The following is a 16,389-nucleotide window of genomic DNA, read 5'->3' as shown; positions in this document are numbered from 1 at the left end:
GGACCGCGCGTACGTGGGGAGCGGTGCGTGTGTTCGGGTGCCCGCACGCTATGCGGGTGTCGGACCGCGCGCAGAGACTTCCGTGAACTCCCTGGTGAGGACCGCTGCGGCGCTCTGACCTCGGATGTTGTGGAAGTGACGGGTGTGGTGAGGGGGCACGACGGTGTTGTGCCGGGCAGCGCGGGTCGCATCGTTCGAACGGGGGCGGGGGCCGTCCGTGGGGCTGCCGGCGGCTTGTTTCGGCGACGCCTCAGAGGGCCGGCTCGTCCGTCCTGGGGCCGTCCGTACCGTGGCCGGTCGCCGTACGGCCGGTCGCCGTGCGGTGGACGACGTGTGCGGCGGCCACGTCCAGGGCCGCGTGGCCGGTGGACTTGAAGACGGTGAGCTGATCCGGGGAGGTCCGGCCGGGGGCCTCGCCGCAGAGGACGGAGCCTAGGAGGACGATGTCGCGGCCCCCGGCCGGGCCTTGCAGCTCGTGGGCGCCGGAGGGCGGGGGAGTCGTGGCGGCGCCGGGCCACTCCGCGAAGAGCGCGGCGTCGCGGACGGTGTCGTCGTCGAGTTCGGGCCCGTGGGAGCCGCCGACCGAGCTGACGTGGGTGCCCGGAGCGAGCCACGCGCGCCGCAGGACGGGCCGGGTGGCGCCGGTGCAGCAGTACACGGTGGCCGCCTCGCGCACGGCGACCTCGATGCCGTCCGCCGCACGGCCCGCCGGGTGCAGGGCGGCCAGCGCGCGGGCCGCTTCGGGATCCCGGCCCGCGACGGTGACCGGTTCGCCCGGGCGGAGTGCCGCGAGGAGACAGACCTGGGCCCGGGCCTGGGCGCCGGTGCCGACGACCACCACGGGTCCCGGCCCGGCCAGTGCCAGGGCGCTGTGCGTGGCGGCCGCCGCGGTGCGCCAGGCCGTGACGGGTTCGGCGTCCATCACGGCCAGGGGACGGCCGTCCTCCGGGTCGAAGAGGGCCACGATGCCCCGGTGGGTGCTGCGGCCGGGACGGGCGGGGTCGGCGAACACCGACACGAGTTTCGCGGCGAGGCCGAGGCCCGGCACATGGCCGGGCATGGCGCCCAGCAGGCCGCCGGGGGCGAAGGCCGCTATCCGGGGCGGGGCGGACACCGTGTCCCGCGCCACGGCGACGAGCGCCTCGGACACGGCGGCCATCAGGCGGCGCGGGTCGAGGGCGGCCGCGGTGGCCGCCTTGTCGAGGACCAGGACGTCGTTCACGCGCCGCTCGCCGTGCCCGGGCCGGACAGCAGGTCACGCAGCGAGTCGACCGCGGAGGCGAGTTCCTCGCGCAGGCGGCGCAGGCGCGGCTCGTCGATCTCGGCGTCCGGGCCGACCACGGTGACGGCGCACACCGGCGCCCCGGGGACCGGGACCACGGCGCGGCTCAGGGAAGCCACGAACTGCTCGTTGCGGCCGTGCTCGACGGCGAACCCGTCGGCCTCGGTCCGCTCGAGGTCGGCGAGCAGACCCGCCTCGCCGTCCAGCGGATGTCCGGCCGCGCGCGCCACGGCGAGGTAGGGGCCGCGGGCCGGTGGGGGCAGGGCGGCCACCAGGGCGAGAGGCCCGGCGAACCGGTGCACGGGCAGCGCCTCGTCCCGGAGCGTGCTGATCATCGCCAGGCGGTCCGGGCGGATCACGTCCACCACCCGGGAGCCGTCGTTCTCCAGGACCTGGAGGTTGACCATCATGCCGGTGCGCGCGGAGAGGTCCTCCAGCACCGGACGGGCCAGGGAGGTCAGCGAGTGGTGCGCCGCCCGGGCCGACAGGCGCAGGACGGCGGTGCCCGGCAGGTAGCGGTCGTCGACGCGCAGGACCCAGCCGCGGCGGACGAGGTCCACGAGGACGCGGTAGGCGGTGGCCCGATGCAGGCCGACCTCGTCGGCGAGGTCGGTGAGCCGGGGCGGCCGGGGGGCCCGGGCGACGGCCTCGACCAGGTCCAGCGCCTTGTCCACGGCCGTGCGTGTCGCCTGCGGCGCTGTGGGCGCTTGCGGCATCGAAACCCTTCCCTTCCCGGATGACCGGGATGACCCGACCGACGTCCCGGCGGGCGTGTCCGGCGCCGGGATTCGAGGGTAGGGTACCGGTTGTTTCGACTGGCGAGAGACTTGTTACGTAGAGCGTAACAGATCGAGAGTGGTGACCTTGACGAACGAGAGTTCCGGGGCGGCGAAGCCCTTCGCGCCGCCCGAGTCCGGCGAGTTGGCGGTCTATCGCGGCTTCACGCTCTTCGACGGGACGGGCAGCGCGCCCCGTCCCGACGTGTCGCTCGTCGCCGACGGCTCCGTGATCCGGTCCGTCGCCGACGAGACGGACGTGGCGGCCGCCCTCGCCGAGGGCGCCGAAGTCATCGACCTCACCGGTCACTTCGTCACACCCGGCCTCGTCGACGCCCACCAGCACCTCGCCACGCCGCCCGACCGTCCGGCCGCCGAGGCGGTCCTGCGCCGGCTCGTCCACAGCGGGGTGACGGCCGTCCGGGACATGGCGGACGACCTGCGTCAGGTCGGCGACCTCGCGCGGGCCGCTCTGGTGGGCGAGATCGCCGCCCCCGACATCCACTACGCGGCGCTCATGGCGGGCCCGGGCTTCTTCGACGACCCCCGCACCCACCAGGTGACCCAGGGCGCCGTGCCCGGACACGTGCCCTGGATGCAGGCGGTCACCGACGCCACCGACCTCAAGCTCGCGGTGGCCCTGGCGCGGGGAACCTACGCGTCGGCCATCAAGGTCTACGCCGACCTGGAGGCGGACCTCGTCGCCGCCATCACCGCCGAGGCGCACCGCCAGGGCATCCCGGTGTGGGCGCACGCCGCCGTCTTCCCCGCCACACCCGGCGAGGTCGTCGCGGCCGGCGTGGACACCGTCTCGCATGTGACCCTGCTGGCCCACGAGGCCGCCAAGGAGCCGCTGACCAGCTACAAGGACAAGCCGGCCGTCGATCACGAAAGCCTCGTCACCGGCCGGGACGCGCGGCTCGACGCGCTCTTCGCCCGGATGCGGGAACAGGACGTAGTCCTGGACGCGACCGCCGGCATGTGGGCGAGCGAGGAGCTGTCGGGCGACGACCCGGAGAGCACCGAACGCGCCCTGCGGCAGACCGAGTTGGCCGTCGCCCTCACGGCGCAGGCACACCGGGCCGGCGTGGCCCTGGCCACCGGTACCGACTACGAGACCGCTCCCGGCGAGCCGTTCCCCGCCCTGTACGAGGAACTCGCCTTCCTCGTGAAGCGGTGCGGCATCCCGGCCCCGGAGGTGCTGCGCGCCGCGACCCTGGTCGGTGCCCGCAGCGCCGGCACCGCACACCGGACGGGCAGCGTCGAGCCGGGCAAGCTCGCCGACTTCGCGGTCTTCGCGCAGGACCCGCTGGCCGACATCGACCACCTGCGCACCATCACCCTCACCGTCAAGCGGGGCCGCCGCTTCCCGCGCGCCGCCTACGCCACCACCTCGTCCCGGGAGACCCGTTGACCACCACGCCCCTGATCGTCAACGCGCTGGGACAGCTCGACAACCCCAACGCCCCCCGGTCGATGCGGGCCGCCGCGGACCTCAACCCGACCAGCGAGCAGTACACCGTCGACGCCCGGACCCTGGCCGAAGCCAAGGCCTCCGGCCTGACCGCCGTCAACATCACCCTGGGCTATGTGATGGGCGACCTGCCGCCGTACGAACACACCCTGCACGAGATCGACGTCTGGGACGGCATCATCGACCGCCACCCGGACGACCTGCTGAAGGTCACCACCGCCGCGCACATCCGCACGGCCGCCCGCGACGGCCGGGTCGGCGTCATCTACGGGTTCCAGAACGCGGTGGCCATCGGGGACGACGCCGGCCGGGTCGCCACCTTCGCCGAACGCGGCGTACGCGTGGTCCAGTTGACCTACAACCAGGCCAACCATCTCGGCGGCGGCTCGACGGCACCGGCCGCCACGGGGCTGACCGCCTTCGGACGCGAGGTGGTCGACGCGCTCAACGACCACCACCTCATGGTCGACCTGTCGCACAGCGGCGAGCGGACCTGTCTGGACGCGGCCGCCCACTCCCGCGTCCCGGTGTCCGTCAACCACACCGGATGCCGCGCCCTGACCGACCTGCCCCGCAACAAGACCGACGAGGAACTGCGTCTGGTGGCCTCCCGCGGCGGCTTCGTCGGCATCTACTTCATGCCGTTCCTCAGCCCCACCGGGCACGCGCGCGCCGCCGATGTCGTCGAGCACATCGCGCACGCCGTGGACGTCTGCGGAGAGGACCACGTCGGTATCGGCACCGACGGTCCCGTCACCGCGATCGACGACCTCGACGCCTACCGGGCGCGGCTGGCCGAGCATGTGGCGCAGCGCCGGGAGGCCGGGGTCTCCGCGGCCGGCGAACGGGCGGACACCTACCCGTTCGTGGTCGACCTGCGGGGCGTGGACCAGTTCCGCGAGCTGATACGGCTGCTGGAGCAGCGCGGCTACTCCGCCGGCCGCATCGAGAAGATCATGGGGCGCAACTTCCTCGACTACGCGGAACGGGTGTGGACGGCGTAGCCCCGCACCGTAGGCCGTGATGTATCCCGCACGCCTGTCCCGCGCCTGAGCGGGCACACGCAGGAGCAGGACGACAGGGAGGACATCGTGAGCCAATACCGCGCACACCAGGTGCCGACCGCCGGCCACACCCCGGACGACGACCTCACCGGATACCAGGTCGACGCCACGGACGGTCACGTCGGCAAGGTCAGCAAGTACTCCAGGGACCTCGGTCCGCGCTTCCTGGTGGTGCACACCGGCCTGTGGGTTCTCGGCAAGGACGTGGTGATCCCGGCGAACGCCGTCCTGGGCATCGACCACGACGCCCGGATCGTGCAGCTGTCCCGGACGAAGGCGCAGGCCAAGTCGGCACCCGTCTTCGACGCGGACACCTACCTGGGCGACCCGCGCCACCGCGACCAGCTGGGCGGCCGACACGGATCCGGCCACTGACCGACCCGGATCCGAGCACCGACCGAAGCGGCCCGTACCCCTGCCGGGGGCGGGCCGCTCGCCGTCCGGTTCACGGCGAAGGAGCGGCCGTGGCACTCCGGCCGGACGCCCGCGCCGCGGCAGGGGAATCCGGGGGCTGCGCGTGCTGGGTCAAGTGGGCGGCGACGCCCGTGACTTCGAGCAGGCGGGTGAAGTGGGCGGGCTGGTGGTCCAGATGCAGGGTGATGCCGGCCGGGTGGGTGCGGCGGCGCAGGCCGAGCAGGGCGGAGAGCCCGCTGGAGTCGACGGCGGTCAGCTCCGCCCAGTCCAGATGCAGATGCCGCAGGGCCGGCCCGTGCCGGTCGGCGTGCGCGTCCAGCAACTCGGCCACCGCGGGCGTGAACTCGTCGCTGGTGTCGTAGTCGAGACAGCCGTGGACCGCCAGACGCAGCGTGCGCGCGTCGGTGGCCTGGACGGCCAGGGAGAACTCGGGCGGCGGACAGGGGGTCATGCGTCGACTTCCGAGCCGGGGCCGGTGGGCATCGCGGGCAGGGTGTCGCGCGCGGCCCCGAGGAAGCCCAGGGCGCGCGGGTAGTCGTGCAGCTGATCGGCCAGGATGTCCAGCCCGAGCCGCAGACTGGCGGCGGGCACCCGGCGGGCCGTCAAGATGTCCGCGGTCCACGTGGTGAACGTCGTGAACAGGGCCGCGTCGTCGACGTAGAGGGCGGTGGCGAGGAAGTCCACGATGTGGGCGAGGTCCTCGGCGGTCCGCTCCCGCTGCGCCGTGGAGTAGGACCGCATGGCAGGCCAGCGGTCCTCCAGGGCGGCCAGCGACTGCCGGACGAGGACGGCACGGCTCCGCCGGATGAAGGTGTATTCCTGGTCGGCGAGATGGGGCAGGTCGTCGATCTGCTGCCGCTGCCGGGTCCGGTGCCCGGTCAGACCCCCGGCCAGGAGGTCCGCTGCGGCGCGGGCGTCGGGCGCCCAGGCGTCGGCCTGGATGAGGCGGGCGTACCGGCCGTCCGCGCCGAAGGCGGCGCCGCCGACCATCACGGGGATGCCGAGGGACTGCACCGCGGTGACCGCCTGGTGCGCCGTCGGCAGGTGTGTGGGGATCGAGACCGACAGCAGCACGGCGGCGGGGTTAGTCCCGTGCAGGTGCGCGATCAGTCGCGGCGTGGGTGTGCGGGCGCCGAGGAAGTCCACCTGCCAGCCGCGCAGGGTGAGGAGTTCGGCCAGGAACCGGGCCGGAAGGGCATGCCATTCGCCGTCCACGCAGGCCACCGTGACCCGGCCCCGCCCCGGGGAGCCTGGCGGCGGCCCGGAGCGGTGCTGGGCCAGGGCTGCGATGACCCGGTCGGTGATCGCGCTGGCGGCGTGCTCCTCGGCCACGGTGATGCGGTTGGCGGCCCACTCGGTGCCGACGCGGTGCTGCACGCCGGCGACCACGTCCAGCAGCAGCGCCTCACCGTCGGCTCCCGCGTCGGCCGCCTCGGCCACCAGCCGCAGCGCGGCCGGCTCGTCCCGGCCGATCACCGCCGTCCACAGGCGATCCGACAGTCCTCGCAGCGTGGTGTCGACCGCACCGGCCGCCATCACAGCTCCTTCCCGTGCGGGCCTCGGTCCGCGGGCCCGTCCACGACGACGTGCGGCGAGCCGTGACCGCCGACGGGGTTGGTGATCGCGAGCGTGGCCATGTCGTCGTGGCGGTCACTGTCCAGCCACTGCGCGGCCAGCATCTGCACGCGCTCGACCACCGCCTCGGCCGGCATCCGCGCACACTCGCGCAGCGCCTCCCGCAGCCGCGCCTCACCGTAGAGCTGATCGCCCAGGGGGCCGCCGCGGGCCTCGGTGATCCCGTCCGTGTACAGCAGGCAGGTCTCCCCGGGCGCCAGCACGACCTCGACGCTGCGCATGTGGACGTCGGGCAGTGCCCCCACGAGCGTGCCGCTGGTGGCGGCCTCCTCCACCCGGCCGTCGGCGCGGACGATCAGCGGAGGCAGGTGCCCGGCGCTGGTCAGCCGCAGCCGGACCTGATCGGCCCGGCGCCGCACCGAGGCCAGCACCAGGGTCGCGAACCGGGTGTGGTGGGAGTTGAGCAGTGCGCCGTTGAGGAGGCCGAGCACCTGCTGATGGTCACCCGACAGGGGCAGCAGAGCGTGCAGCACGCTGCGGATCTTCCCGGTCAGGACGGCGGCCTCCAGCCCCTTGCCCGCCACGTCTCCGAGGACGACGAACGTCTCCTCGGTGGGGTCCGCGCCCGGGTGGACGTCGTAGAAGTCGCCGCCGACCCGCTCGTGGTCCTGCGACGCCCGGTAGGCCCCGGCGTACTCGACACCGTGCACCCGCTCCAGCCGCGGCGGCAGCAGCTCACGCAGCAGCGTGGCCGTGATCGACGCCTGCTCGGCGTAGAGGCGCGCCGCCGACAGCGCGGCCCCGGCCCGCGCGGCGAACAGCCGGGCGAACACCTCCTCGCCGTCCGTGAACGCGCGGTGCGTGCTGGAGCGCAGCAGGATCAGCACCCCGGCCGGCATCCCGTGCCCGGGCAGCGGCGTCACGATCACCGACCCGATCGGACGGTCGAAACCCGGGGGTACCACCCAGTCCGGGAGGTCGGCCGGGTCGATCCACCGGGTGGGAACCGGCGGGAAGCCGCGCAGCGCCTCCGCCAGTCCGGGCACCGAACCCGCGTCGATCGGCACCATGACCTGGGTGACCTCACCGCCCACCTGGGCGTGGGTCAGCGAATGGCGGCGCCCCTGAGACGGCGCGACGATGACCGCCGCGTCGGCGAGATGATCAGCGGCCATGCGTGCCGTCACCTCCGTACAGCGGTCCACGTTCAGCGACGACAGCAGCGCACCGGAGATGTCCGCCAGCAGCGCGGCTCGTTCCCGTTCGCTGTGCAGGGCCTGCTCGGCCAGGCGGAGATCGGTGTCCTCCACCAGCCACCACACCACGTCCCCGTCCTCGGTGGGCGAGGGATGGGCCTGGAACGTACGGCCCGCCACCTCGCCCGTCACGGCACCCGGAGGTGTCCCGGTCGACTCGAGGCGGCCGTGCGCCTCCGCGAGCCAGCGCGGCATGCGGCCGCCCGCCGTGAGGATCTCCGCGGTGTTCGGCGCGGTGTTCTCCTGGGCCGGTTCCAGGAGCAGGCTGCGCGCGGCGTCGTTCGTCCCGACGACGACCCCGCCGCGGCCTACGACGAGCACCGGGTAGGGAGCGTCACTCCACGCCGTGCCGACGCCCGCGCGTGCACTGCCGGAGGGAGCTGGAGAAGAAGTCACAAGCGGGGGAACGCATCGCGCGTACCCCACCACCTCTCTGTCGATCGGGAAGATTGCCGTCCGGCAACCATCCCTTATCCGCCGAACCTGCGCAACGACCGGCCGCTTTCCCCACCATGTCACCACCTGCCCGCGGAGCGCCCGCCCCCGCGCGCCTCACCCGGCGGTCAAGCGTGCGACAGGGCGAAGGAGACGAGGAAGCCACAGACGGTGATCAGCCCGATGGCCAGGTGGGCGTCCTCGAAGGCCTCGGGGATCATGGTGTCGGCGACCATGGCGAGGATCGCCCCGGCCGCCACCGCGGTGACCGCCGCGATCACGGCGGGGGAGAAGGAGCCGACCACCGTGTAACCGAGGACGGCCGACACCGTGCCGGCCGCGGCGATCGCCGACCAGACGCCGAACACGTATCCCCTGGTACGGCCGGCCCTCTTCATCCCCGCCGAGCTGGACAGCCCCTCGGGAACGTTGCTGATGAACACCGCGGCCACCGTGACCAGACTCACCGCGCCGCCGTCGAGCAGGCTCACCCCGATCACCGCCGACTCCGGCACCCCGTCGAGCAGGGCGCCGAGCGCGAGCGCCGTCCCGGACCCGCCCTGCTCGGCCTCCGAGGGCTGCCCCTGCGCGTGACCGGAGCGCTTGCGGTGCCGGGCACCCCGCCGGGCCAGCCACACGTTGCCCCCGGTGTAGGCGACGGCGCCGATGAGGGTGCCGACGGCCGCCGGAGCGAGCCCGGCCTGGTCGTACGACTCGCCGACCAACTCGAAGGAGACCGCCGAGATCAGCACCCCGGCACCGAAGGCCATCACCGTCGCGATCGCCTTCTGCGGGATCCGCAGCCCGTAACCCAGCGCGGCACCGAGCAGCAGCGCCGATCCCGCCACCAATCCCCACAACCCAGCCTGTACCACTTCAGCCATGCCGGACCCGCTACCCGCTCCGGGTTGGATCAACGGTCACCGGCGATCACCACCCCCTAATCTTCGACTGATCGGAACACGCACCGATCGAGGATCGGCACGGGGGAAGGCACCATGACATTTCGGCGCGCGGCGATACCGGCACTGACCGGCGGCCTGGTGATCACCCTGCTGCTGTGGTGGGCGGGGGCGAGCGAGCAGGCGCTCCAACTGCGCGCCACCACCAGCGTGTTCGACATCAAGTCGGTGGTCGAACTCCGGCGCTGGCTCGCCCCCTGGTCGTACGACCCGCCGACGGGCTCGCTGTCGGACGGGACGGGGGCCGGGACCGCGGGGACGGCGGGCGCGGGCGCGGCCCTCACCGGGAGCACCCGGTACGCCGATCTGTACGCCACCGCCATGCAGATCAGGTTCGTGGCGCTCTTCGTGTTCTTCCTGGCCGGCGCGCTGCTGCTGATCCACCGGATCCCTCCGGCGCGGCGCCGCGCACCGGCCCTGCTGCTCTCGCTGTGGGCCTGGGCCCCGGTGGCCGCGAAGCTGGCCGTGACGGTCTCCGCGCCGTGGCTGATCGCCTCCCGGGGGCACGGCAGCTACCGGATCCTGCCGCAGCTGGCGGGGGTGATCGCGTCGAGCGGACCGGTCACGGTGTTCGCGGGCCTGCTGACCGCGCTGCTCACCGTGCTCGTCGCACGTCTCACCGACAAGGGTGCGGAGCCACTGCCCCGGCGGACCGTGCCGTCGCGCGCCGCCCGCCTGGCCGCGAGTGCGGGGACGGCGGTGGTCGCGGTGTCCCTGGTGGTCCTGTCGCACCAGTCGGTGGCGGCCCGCATCCAGACCTCGTTCGGCGGCGGGGGCCTGCTGTCCGAGCCCGGCGACCTGCTGCGCCAGTGGCTGCTGCTCGGCGCCTGGACGGGCCCGGCGGCCGGGGCGTTCGGCGACTGGCTGCTGTACCGGACCGTCGACGTGCTGATGCTGGCCGCGGTGTGGTGGTCGCTGCGGCTGCTCCCCGGTCTGCTGACCCGGACCACCGCCCCGGCGATGGCCGTGGGCGGGGTCTGCGCGACGGTCTCGGGACTGCTGGTGAGCCAGGTCCTGCACATGGCGCTCGACGACACCGCCGACGTGTGGGGGCCCGTGCACCGGTTCTCCGAGCTGGGCAACGGCGTCCCGGCCGCTCTCACCTTCGGTGTCCTGGCGGGACTGACGGCCCTGCTGACCCTGCGGCTGTCCGGGTTCAACGACCCCGACGAGCCGTCCGCCTCGACATCCCCGGCCACAGCGGCGTCACCGTCGCCGACCAGCGCCGAGTAGCAAACCACCCGGTCGGCCCCGCCCCGGCCCCCGGCCCCCCCGGCCTGTCAGGCTTTCCGGCTGCCCGGTCTCCCGGCCCTCCGGGCTGCCCGGCCTTTCGGCTGCTCGGTCTCCCGGTTGCCCGGTCTCCTGTCGACAGGCTGCCCGGGCCCCGGCCTCCCGGCCTCCGGCCCGGCGGCCTCCCGGCCCCCTCCCGGCCTCCGGCCCGGCCCCCTCCCGGCCCCCGGCCTCCCCGGCCGCCAGGCCTCTCGGCCCCCGGCTGCCAGGTCTCCCGGGCCCCGGTCTCCCGGTCTCGCGGTCTCGCGGTCTCCAGGCCTCTCGGCCTCCCAACCTCCGGCCTCCCAACCTCCGGCCTCCCAACCTCCGGCCGCCCGGCCTCCGGCCTCCCAACCTCCGGCCTCCCGGCCGCCCGGCCTCCCGGCCTCCCGGCCGCCCGGCCTCCCGGCCTCCCGGCCTCCCGGCCTCCGGCATCCCGGCATCCCGGCATCCCGGCCTCCCGGCCTCCCGGCATCCCGGCATCCCGGCCTCCCGGCATCCCGGCATCCCGGCCTCCCGGCATCCCGGCCTCCCGGCCTCCCGGCCTCCCGGCCTCCCGGCCTCCCGGCCTCCCGGCCTCCCGGCCTCCCGGCCTCCCGGCCTCCCGGCCTCCCGGCCTCCCGGCCTCCCGGCCTACCGGCCTCCCGGCCGCCCGGCCTCCCCGGCCCTCCGCTGTGGTCCGGCGGGTCGGCGGGGCGGGTTCACCCGCCGGGGGTGAGGCGGCGGTCGGGGTGTGGGCGGACGCTCGACGAGGGCAGGGCGCGCGCGGAAGTGGTCCTGTCCGAACTGCCGCAGTGCGTCGGACCGAGCAGGGAGATCTTGTGAACCGGTACCCGCCCATCGCGGAACACGGCATGGTCGGCGATCTCCAGACCGCCGCCCTGGTCTCGTCCGGCGGCACCGTCGACTGGTGGTGCACGCCCCGCTTCGACTCGCCGAGCGTCTTCGCCTCGCTCCTGGACAGCGAACGCGGCGGACACTGCCGTCTCGCCGCCGAATACCCGGACGGCAACGGCATGACCGTACGGCAGCTGTATCTCTCCGACACGGCCGTCCTGATCACCCGCTTCATGGCACCCGACGGAGTCGGCGAGGTGGCCGACTTCATGGTGCCGATCGACTCCCCCGACCCGACGGACACGCACCGTCTGGTGCGGGTCGCCCGGGTCGTCCGGGGCAGTGTGCCCTTCGCCCTCACCTGCCGGCCGCGCTTCGACTACGGCCGCGCCCCGCACACGCTCTCGCGGACCGGTGATCACTCCGTGCTCTTCCGCGGCCCCGGAACGGACCTGCATCTCCAGTCCACCGCCGGCGTCACGCTCCTCGCCGACGGCAGCGACATCACCGCCCGCTTCACCCTGTCCGCCGGCCAGGCGGCCGCCGTCGTGCTGACCAGCACGGCGAGCGGCGACCCCGCCCCGCCCCATCCCTCCCTCGACGGGATCGCCGACGCCCTCGAGACGTGCCGGACGTACTGGCTGTCGTGGCTGCGTTCCTGCACCTACCGGGGCCGCTGGCAGGACATCGTCAACCGCTCGGCGATCACGCTCAAACTGCTCACGTACGCCCCCACCGGGGCACCCATCGCGGCGGCCACCATGGGGCTGCCCGAACAGATCGGCGGAGAGCGCAACTGGGACTACCGCTACACCTGGGTCCGTGACGCGTCGCTGTCCGTCAGAGCCCTGATCGACCTGGGCTTCCAGGAGGAGGCGCACGCCTTCCGCCGTTGGCTGCGCGAGCGCATCGAGGCCGGTCGCCTCACCTCGGGGGACCCCTTGCAGATCATGTACCGCGTCGACGGCGATCCCCACCTGACGGAGGAGACCCTCGACCATCTGGAGGGCTACCTGGGATCCCGTCCGGTACGGGCGGGCAACGCGGCGGCCGGCCAGCTCCAGCTCGACATCTACGGCGAGGCGTCGGACGCCCTGATCGTCGGCGGTGACATCGGCGCGATCCGCGGCTGGCGAGCACTCAGCGGCGTCCTGGACTGGCTCGCCGACCACTGGGACCAGCCCGACGAAGGAATCTGGGAGACCCGGGGCGGCCGCCAGAACTTCACCTACAGCCGCCTGATGACCTGGGTGGCCTTCGACCGCGGAGTCCGCGCGGCCACCCGGTTCTCCCGTCCCGCCGACGTCGCCCGCTGGACCGGCGCGCGCGACGCGGTCTTCCAGCAGATCGTCGACCACGGCTGGCACGACGAGCGGCAGGCGTTCGTGCAGCACTACGACACCGATGTCCTGGACGCCTCGCTCCTGCTCATGCCGCGCGTCGGTTTCGTCTCACCGCACGATCCGGACTGGCTCAGCACCCTCGACGCGATGGACGAGGAACTGGTGAGCGACAGCCTGGTCTACCGCTACAACCCGAACGCGTCGCCCGACGGCCTGCGCGGCTCCGAAGGCACCTTCAACCTGTGCAGCTTCTTCTACGTCGAGGCACTCGCCCGCAGCGGCAGGCTCGACCAGGCCCGCCACGCCTTCGACAAGATGCTCACCTACGCCAACCACGTCGGCCTCTTCGCCGAGGAGATCGGCCCCTCGGGCGAGCAACTCGGCAACTTCCCCCAGGCGTTCACGCACCTCGCCCTCGTCACCGCGGCGATGGCGCTCGACGAGGAGCTGGAGAAGGCGCAGTCCGGCCCGCGCCGCGGCAACCACGGGCATCCGGCGACCCACGGCCTCACGGTGCCCGACGAGGACACGGGCGGGGGCGACGCAGGTGGATGACACGGCGCGGCCCGCGCGGCCCACGGGGCGTCGACAGGCGCTCGCGGCCCTCGCCCTCGCCCAGTTCATATGCAGCTTCGCCGGCTCCAACATGAACGTGATGATCAACGACATCAGCGAGGACCTGGACACCACCGTCCAGGGCGTCCAGGTGGCTATCACCGTCTTCCTGCTGGTGATGGCGGCGCTGATGATCCCCGGCGGCAAGCTGACCGACCGCTACGGCCGCAAGCGCTGCTTCCTGACCGGTCTCGTCGTCTACGCCGTCGGCGCCCTGCTGAGCGCGGCCGCCCCGGGACTCGGCGTGCTGATCCTCGGCAACTCGATCCTGGAAGGCATCGGCACCGCCCTGCTCATCCCACCCGTCTACATCCTCACCACCCTCCTCTACCCGGACGTCACCTCCCGCGCCCGCGCGTTCGGAGTCGTCATGGCACTGGGCGGCATCGGCGCCGCCGCGGGGCCACTGATCGGCGGACTCATCACCACCGCCATCAGCTGGCGCGCGGCCTTCGTGTTCCAGGCCCTGGTGATCGCGGTGATCGTCCTCCTCAGCCGACGCATGGACGACCCGCTGCCCCCGGATCCGACCCGCTCCTTCGACATTGCCGGCGCGGTCCTCTCCGCCGTCGGCCTCGTCCTCGTCGTCACGGGCATCCTGGCGGCCGACGACAACGTCTGGCTCATGATCGGGCTGCTGGTCCTCGGCGCACTCGTGCTCTGGTGGTTCTTCCGCTCCGCCCGCGCCAAGGAGGCGTCCGGCGGGGAACCGCTGCTGTCGCTGCGCCTGTTCGACAACCGCACGTCGAACCTCGGACTCGTCACCCAGAACATCCAGTGGCTGTTGCTCATGGGCACGTCGTTCACGGTGGCGGCCTACCTCCAGGTCGTGCGCGGCTACGACGCCGTGCGGACCGGGGTCGTCTTCACGGCGGCCACCCTGGGCCTGCTGGCCACCTCCCTGGCCGCCGAGCGGCTGGCCCGCCGACACCCTCAGCGCACGCTCATCATGGCCGGCTTCGTCCTCTCCCTCGCCGGAGTGGTCGTCCTGATCACCCTGGCCGGAAGCTTCACCACGGCGTGGGCCTTCGTCCCCGGCCTCCTGCTCATCGGCCTCGGCCTGGGCGTCATGCTGACGCCGTCGGTCAACGTCGTCCAGTCCAGCTTCCCCGAGCAGCAGCAGGGGGAGATCTCGGGGCTGTCCCGGAGCGTTTCGAACCTCGGCTCGTCCTTCGGCACGGCCATCGCCGGCACCATCCTCGTCGCCGGTCTCAGCAAGGGCGCCTACGCCGCCGCGATGATCACCCTGGCCGTCATCGGTCTCGCCGGCCTGGCCGCGGCAGCCCTGCTGCCCCGCGGAACGGAGCCCCCGGACGCGCGTGGCTCTCGGAGCGCCACCACGAGAGCCACCGAGTAGACGGCCCGCCCGCCGTCACCCTCAGGGCCTGGCGACCCGCACGGTGAGCGGATTGTTGAAGTAGCCGGAGGCGGCCTGCTGTTCGTGGAAGCTCTCGCCCGGCCCGCCGCCGTAGACGCGGAAGAACCAGGCACGACCGGTGTGGTCCTCGAAGTCCTCCTGGAGTCTGCGCCGCGGGAGCCCCTGGACCTCCTTGATGGCCGGGTCCGTGCACAGCACGCGCATCACGTCGTCGAACTTCCTCTTGAACGCCTGCTGGTCGTCGGTCTCGTTCAGCGCGCTGACGGTGCTGAACCAGCCGCCGGCCTTCTTCGCCCGCTGGTACAGCGTGTCGTACAGCTCCTCACGCGCGATCCTGTCGAAGTCGTTGCGCGCGTAGTTCTCCAGCGTCACCCGGCAGCTGCCGTCCAGGGAGGAGGCGACCACGGCCGCGAAGTGGTACCCCCAGACGTTGTCACCGCGGGCCGCGGGCGGCTGCACGGAGTGGTCGCGCTCGTCCTCGGCGGCCATGCTGAAGATCGCGTACCCCTCGCCGACGTGGGGTGACGCGTGCTGGTTGACGCCCAGCCGAGCGGCGGTCCCGTCCCGGCCGCCGTTCCTGACGGCCTCGCCGTACACCCTGCCGTTGTCCGGCGCAGCCCGGTCCCTGGCCCCGGCCGCGCCGACCGCCCCGGACACGTCCAGGCCGCCGTCGGGCGAGGAGGCGATCTGGCCGGCGAGACTGCTGATCCGCGGATCGCTGTCGGAGCCGGGGGTGATGTCGAAGCTCCCCGTGCCGCCGCCGAGCATCACGCGGCTCGTCTTGTCCCGGCTGGAGCCCATCAGTTTGCAGGCCACCGTGATGCAGGTGCTGCGCACCAGCGACACGAACTCCTCGCCGCCCGGCTGCTGCGTCTGCTGCGCGAGCACCGGCTGCACCCGGGAGAGCCGTCGGCCGCCGACGGTGATGCTCCGGCCCTGGAGGGCGAGGCGCACGATGCTGCCCGCGGCGTCCAGGGCGGCGTTGGCGTTGTCGACGACCTGCTGGACGGCGTAGAACTCCTTCGGCTCGTCCTTGTCGAGCACGGCGAGCGTGCCGTCGTCCGCGACGCGCAGCCCCGCCTCGGCGGGTTTCACCTCACGGGCGGGGAAGCGGATGCGCTCGGGAACGCCGCGAGGGCCCAGGGTCGCGCCGCTGCCGGCCACCACCCGGGCCTCCTGCTCCTGCTCCATGAAGTGCGGGCCCCTGTCCCCCTCCTCGCGGTCCGCCGGGTAGCTGCCGCCGGGGACCGTGGCGATCCGCTGGACGGTACGGCGGGCGGAGCCGGTGGGGCCGGGGGAGTGGGGAAGGCGCGGGCCGTCCGCCGAGCCCACCGTCCGGCTCAACGCTGCGTTGCCCGCGCTCCGCTGGAGCGCGGTGAGGGTGTCCGCACCGGCTCGGGTGGCGAGCCCCCGACCGGAGAGATCGGCCCACACCCGAGCCGCCGTGCCGGGTGCGGCGGTCACCGTCAAAAGCGGGGCGGGCCGCTGCCCGGGAGAGGCGGACATCGGGTCCTGTTCTGCTCTGCGCACCATGTCCGTCTGTCCGTGGGTTCCTCTTCAGGTGCCGGTCACGCGATGTCTCCCGCGTTCCGGGGCGCCTCATCGGCGCCGTACCGATCAGCGTGGCCCGGCCGGGCGGCACGCCTCAAGGCCGCAGGGGCAGCCGGCGGGGAAGACTTCCGCGCCCTTTCGAGCAATCACGCCGTTCC

Annotated in this window: 13 protein-coding genes; 6 read left to right on the top strand and 7 right to left on the bottom strand. The window is 73.5% G+C overall.

The genetic code is table 11. The annotated features are described in order from the left end of the window. Window positions 1-250 precede the first annotated feature (250 nt). Window positions 251-1,222 carry an ornithine cyclodeaminase family protein gene (locus AOQ37_RS18790; RefSeq protein ID WP_062645715.1) on the bottom strand — a complete coding sequence of 324 codons (972 nt, stop codon included), beginning with the start codon at window positions 1,220-1,222 and terminating at the stop codon, window positions 251-253. Then, on the bottom strand, window positions 1,219-1,998 hold the full coding sequence (locus AOQ37_RS18785) for an IclR family transcriptional regulator (RefSeq protein WP_062645714.1): 780 nt from the start codon (window positions 1,996-1,998) through the stop codon (window positions 1,219-1,221). Before AOQ37_RS18785 ends, AOQ37_RS18790 begins: the two co-directional genes overlap by 4 nt. Window positions 1,999-2,140: 142 nt before the next feature. On the opposite strand from AOQ37_RS18785, the gene AOQ37_RS18780 reads away from it, so the two are divergent. The 3 genes from AOQ37_RS18780 to AOQ37_RS18770 all read left to right on the top strand — a co-directional run bounded on the left by AOQ37_RS18780 (window position 2,141) and on the right by AOQ37_RS18770 (window position 4,971). Further along, a complete protein-coding gene (locus AOQ37_RS18780) occupies window positions 2,141-3,472 on the top strand; it encodes an amidohydrolase family protein (RefSeq protein WP_062645713.1) in 1,332 nt (443 codons plus the stop codon). Beyond that, window positions 3,469-4,536 (top strand): dipeptidase, encoded by a 1,068-nt coding sequence (locus AOQ37_RS18775; protein WP_062645712.1) that lies wholly within the window; start codon window positions 3,469-3,471, stop codon window positions 4,534-4,536. Before AOQ37_RS18780 ends, AOQ37_RS18775 begins: the two co-directional genes overlap by 4 nt. Window positions 4,537-4,623: 87 nt before the next feature. Then, the gene (locus AOQ37_RS18770; RefSeq protein ID WP_062645711.1) at window positions 4,624-4,971 is read left to right on the top strand and encodes a hypothetical protein; all 348 of its coding nucleotides are present in this window, start codon (window positions 4,624-4,626) and stop codon (window positions 4,969-4,971) included. Between the two features lie 70 nt (window positions 4,972-5,041). Here the strand turns inward: AOQ37_RS18770 and AOQ37_RS18765 are convergent, their stop codons facing one another. The 4 genes from AOQ37_RS18765 to AOQ37_RS18750 all read right to left on the bottom strand — a co-directional run bounded on the left by AOQ37_RS18765 (window position 5,042) and on the right by AOQ37_RS18750 (window position 9,160). Beyond that, complete coding sequence (locus tag AOQ37_RS18765; RefSeq protein ID WP_062645710.1) at window positions 5,042-5,461, bottom strand: STAS domain-containing protein; 420 nt, start codon at window positions 5,459-5,461, stop codon at window positions 5,042-5,044. Continuing rightward, on the bottom strand, window positions 5,458-6,546 hold the full coding sequence (locus tag AOQ37_RS18760; RefSeq protein ID WP_062645709.1) for a cobalamin B12-binding domain-containing protein: 1,089 nt from the start codon (window positions 6,544-6,546) through the stop codon (window positions 5,458-5,460). Before AOQ37_RS18760 ends, AOQ37_RS18765 begins: the two co-directional genes overlap by 4 nt. Continuing rightward, complete coding sequence (locus tag AOQ37_RS18755; RefSeq protein WP_374701514.1) at window positions 6,546-8,162, bottom strand: PP2C family protein-serine/threonine phosphatase; 1,617 nt, start codon at window positions 8,160-8,162, stop codon at window positions 6,546-6,548. The genes AOQ37_RS18760 and AOQ37_RS18755 overlap by 1 nt, the downstream gene beginning before the upstream one ends. 242 nt (window positions 8,163-8,404) lie before the next feature. After that, complete coding sequence (locus tag AOQ37_RS18750) at window positions 8,405-9,160, bottom strand: ZIP family metal transporter (protein ID WP_062645707.1); 756 nt, start codon at window positions 9,158-9,160, stop codon at window positions 8,405-8,407. 114 nt (window positions 9,161-9,274) lie between these two features. Between AOQ37_RS18750 and AOQ37_RS18745 the strand changes: the two genes are divergently transcribed. From AOQ37_RS18745 to AOQ37_RS18735, 3 genes are all read left to right on the top strand, one after another. Then, window positions 9,275-10,471: a hypothetical protein gene (locus AOQ37_RS18745; RefSeq protein WP_062645706.1), complete on the top strand. Its 1,197-nt coding sequence runs from the start codon at window positions 9,275-9,277 to the stop codon at window positions 10,469-10,471. 857 nt (window positions 10,472-11,328) lie between these two features. Beyond that, complete coding sequence (locus AOQ37_RS18740; protein WP_078890260.1) at window positions 11,329-13,242, top strand: glycoside hydrolase family 15 protein; 1,914 nt, start codon at window positions 11,329-11,331, stop codon at window positions 13,240-13,242. Further along, window positions 13,235-14,659, top strand: coding sequence for an MFS transporter (locus AOQ37_RS18735; RefSeq protein WP_062645705.1), 1,425 nt, complete (start codon window positions 13,235-13,237; stop codon window positions 14,657-14,659). The genes AOQ37_RS18740 and AOQ37_RS18735 overlap by 8 nt, the downstream gene beginning before the upstream one ends. 21 nt (window positions 14,660-14,680) lie before the next feature. Here AOQ37_RS18735 and AOQ37_RS18730 read toward each other — a convergent pair whose 3' ends face one another. Then, the gene (locus AOQ37_RS18730; RefSeq protein WP_159401354.1) at window positions 14,681-16,144 is read right to left on the bottom strand and encodes a hypothetical protein; all 1,464 of its coding nucleotides are present in this window, start codon (window positions 16,142-16,144) and stop codon (window positions 14,681-14,683) included. Window positions 16,145-16,389: the final 245 nt, after the last annotated feature.

Source organism: Streptomyces maremycinicus, from assembly GCF_001184025.1.
GTDB lineage: Bacteria > Actinomycetota > Actinomycetes > Streptomycetales > Streptomycetaceae > Streptomyces > Streptomyces maremycinicus.
Note: the sequence above shows the minus strand (reverse complement) of the source record. Positions and strands in the feature narration are given on the sequence as shown.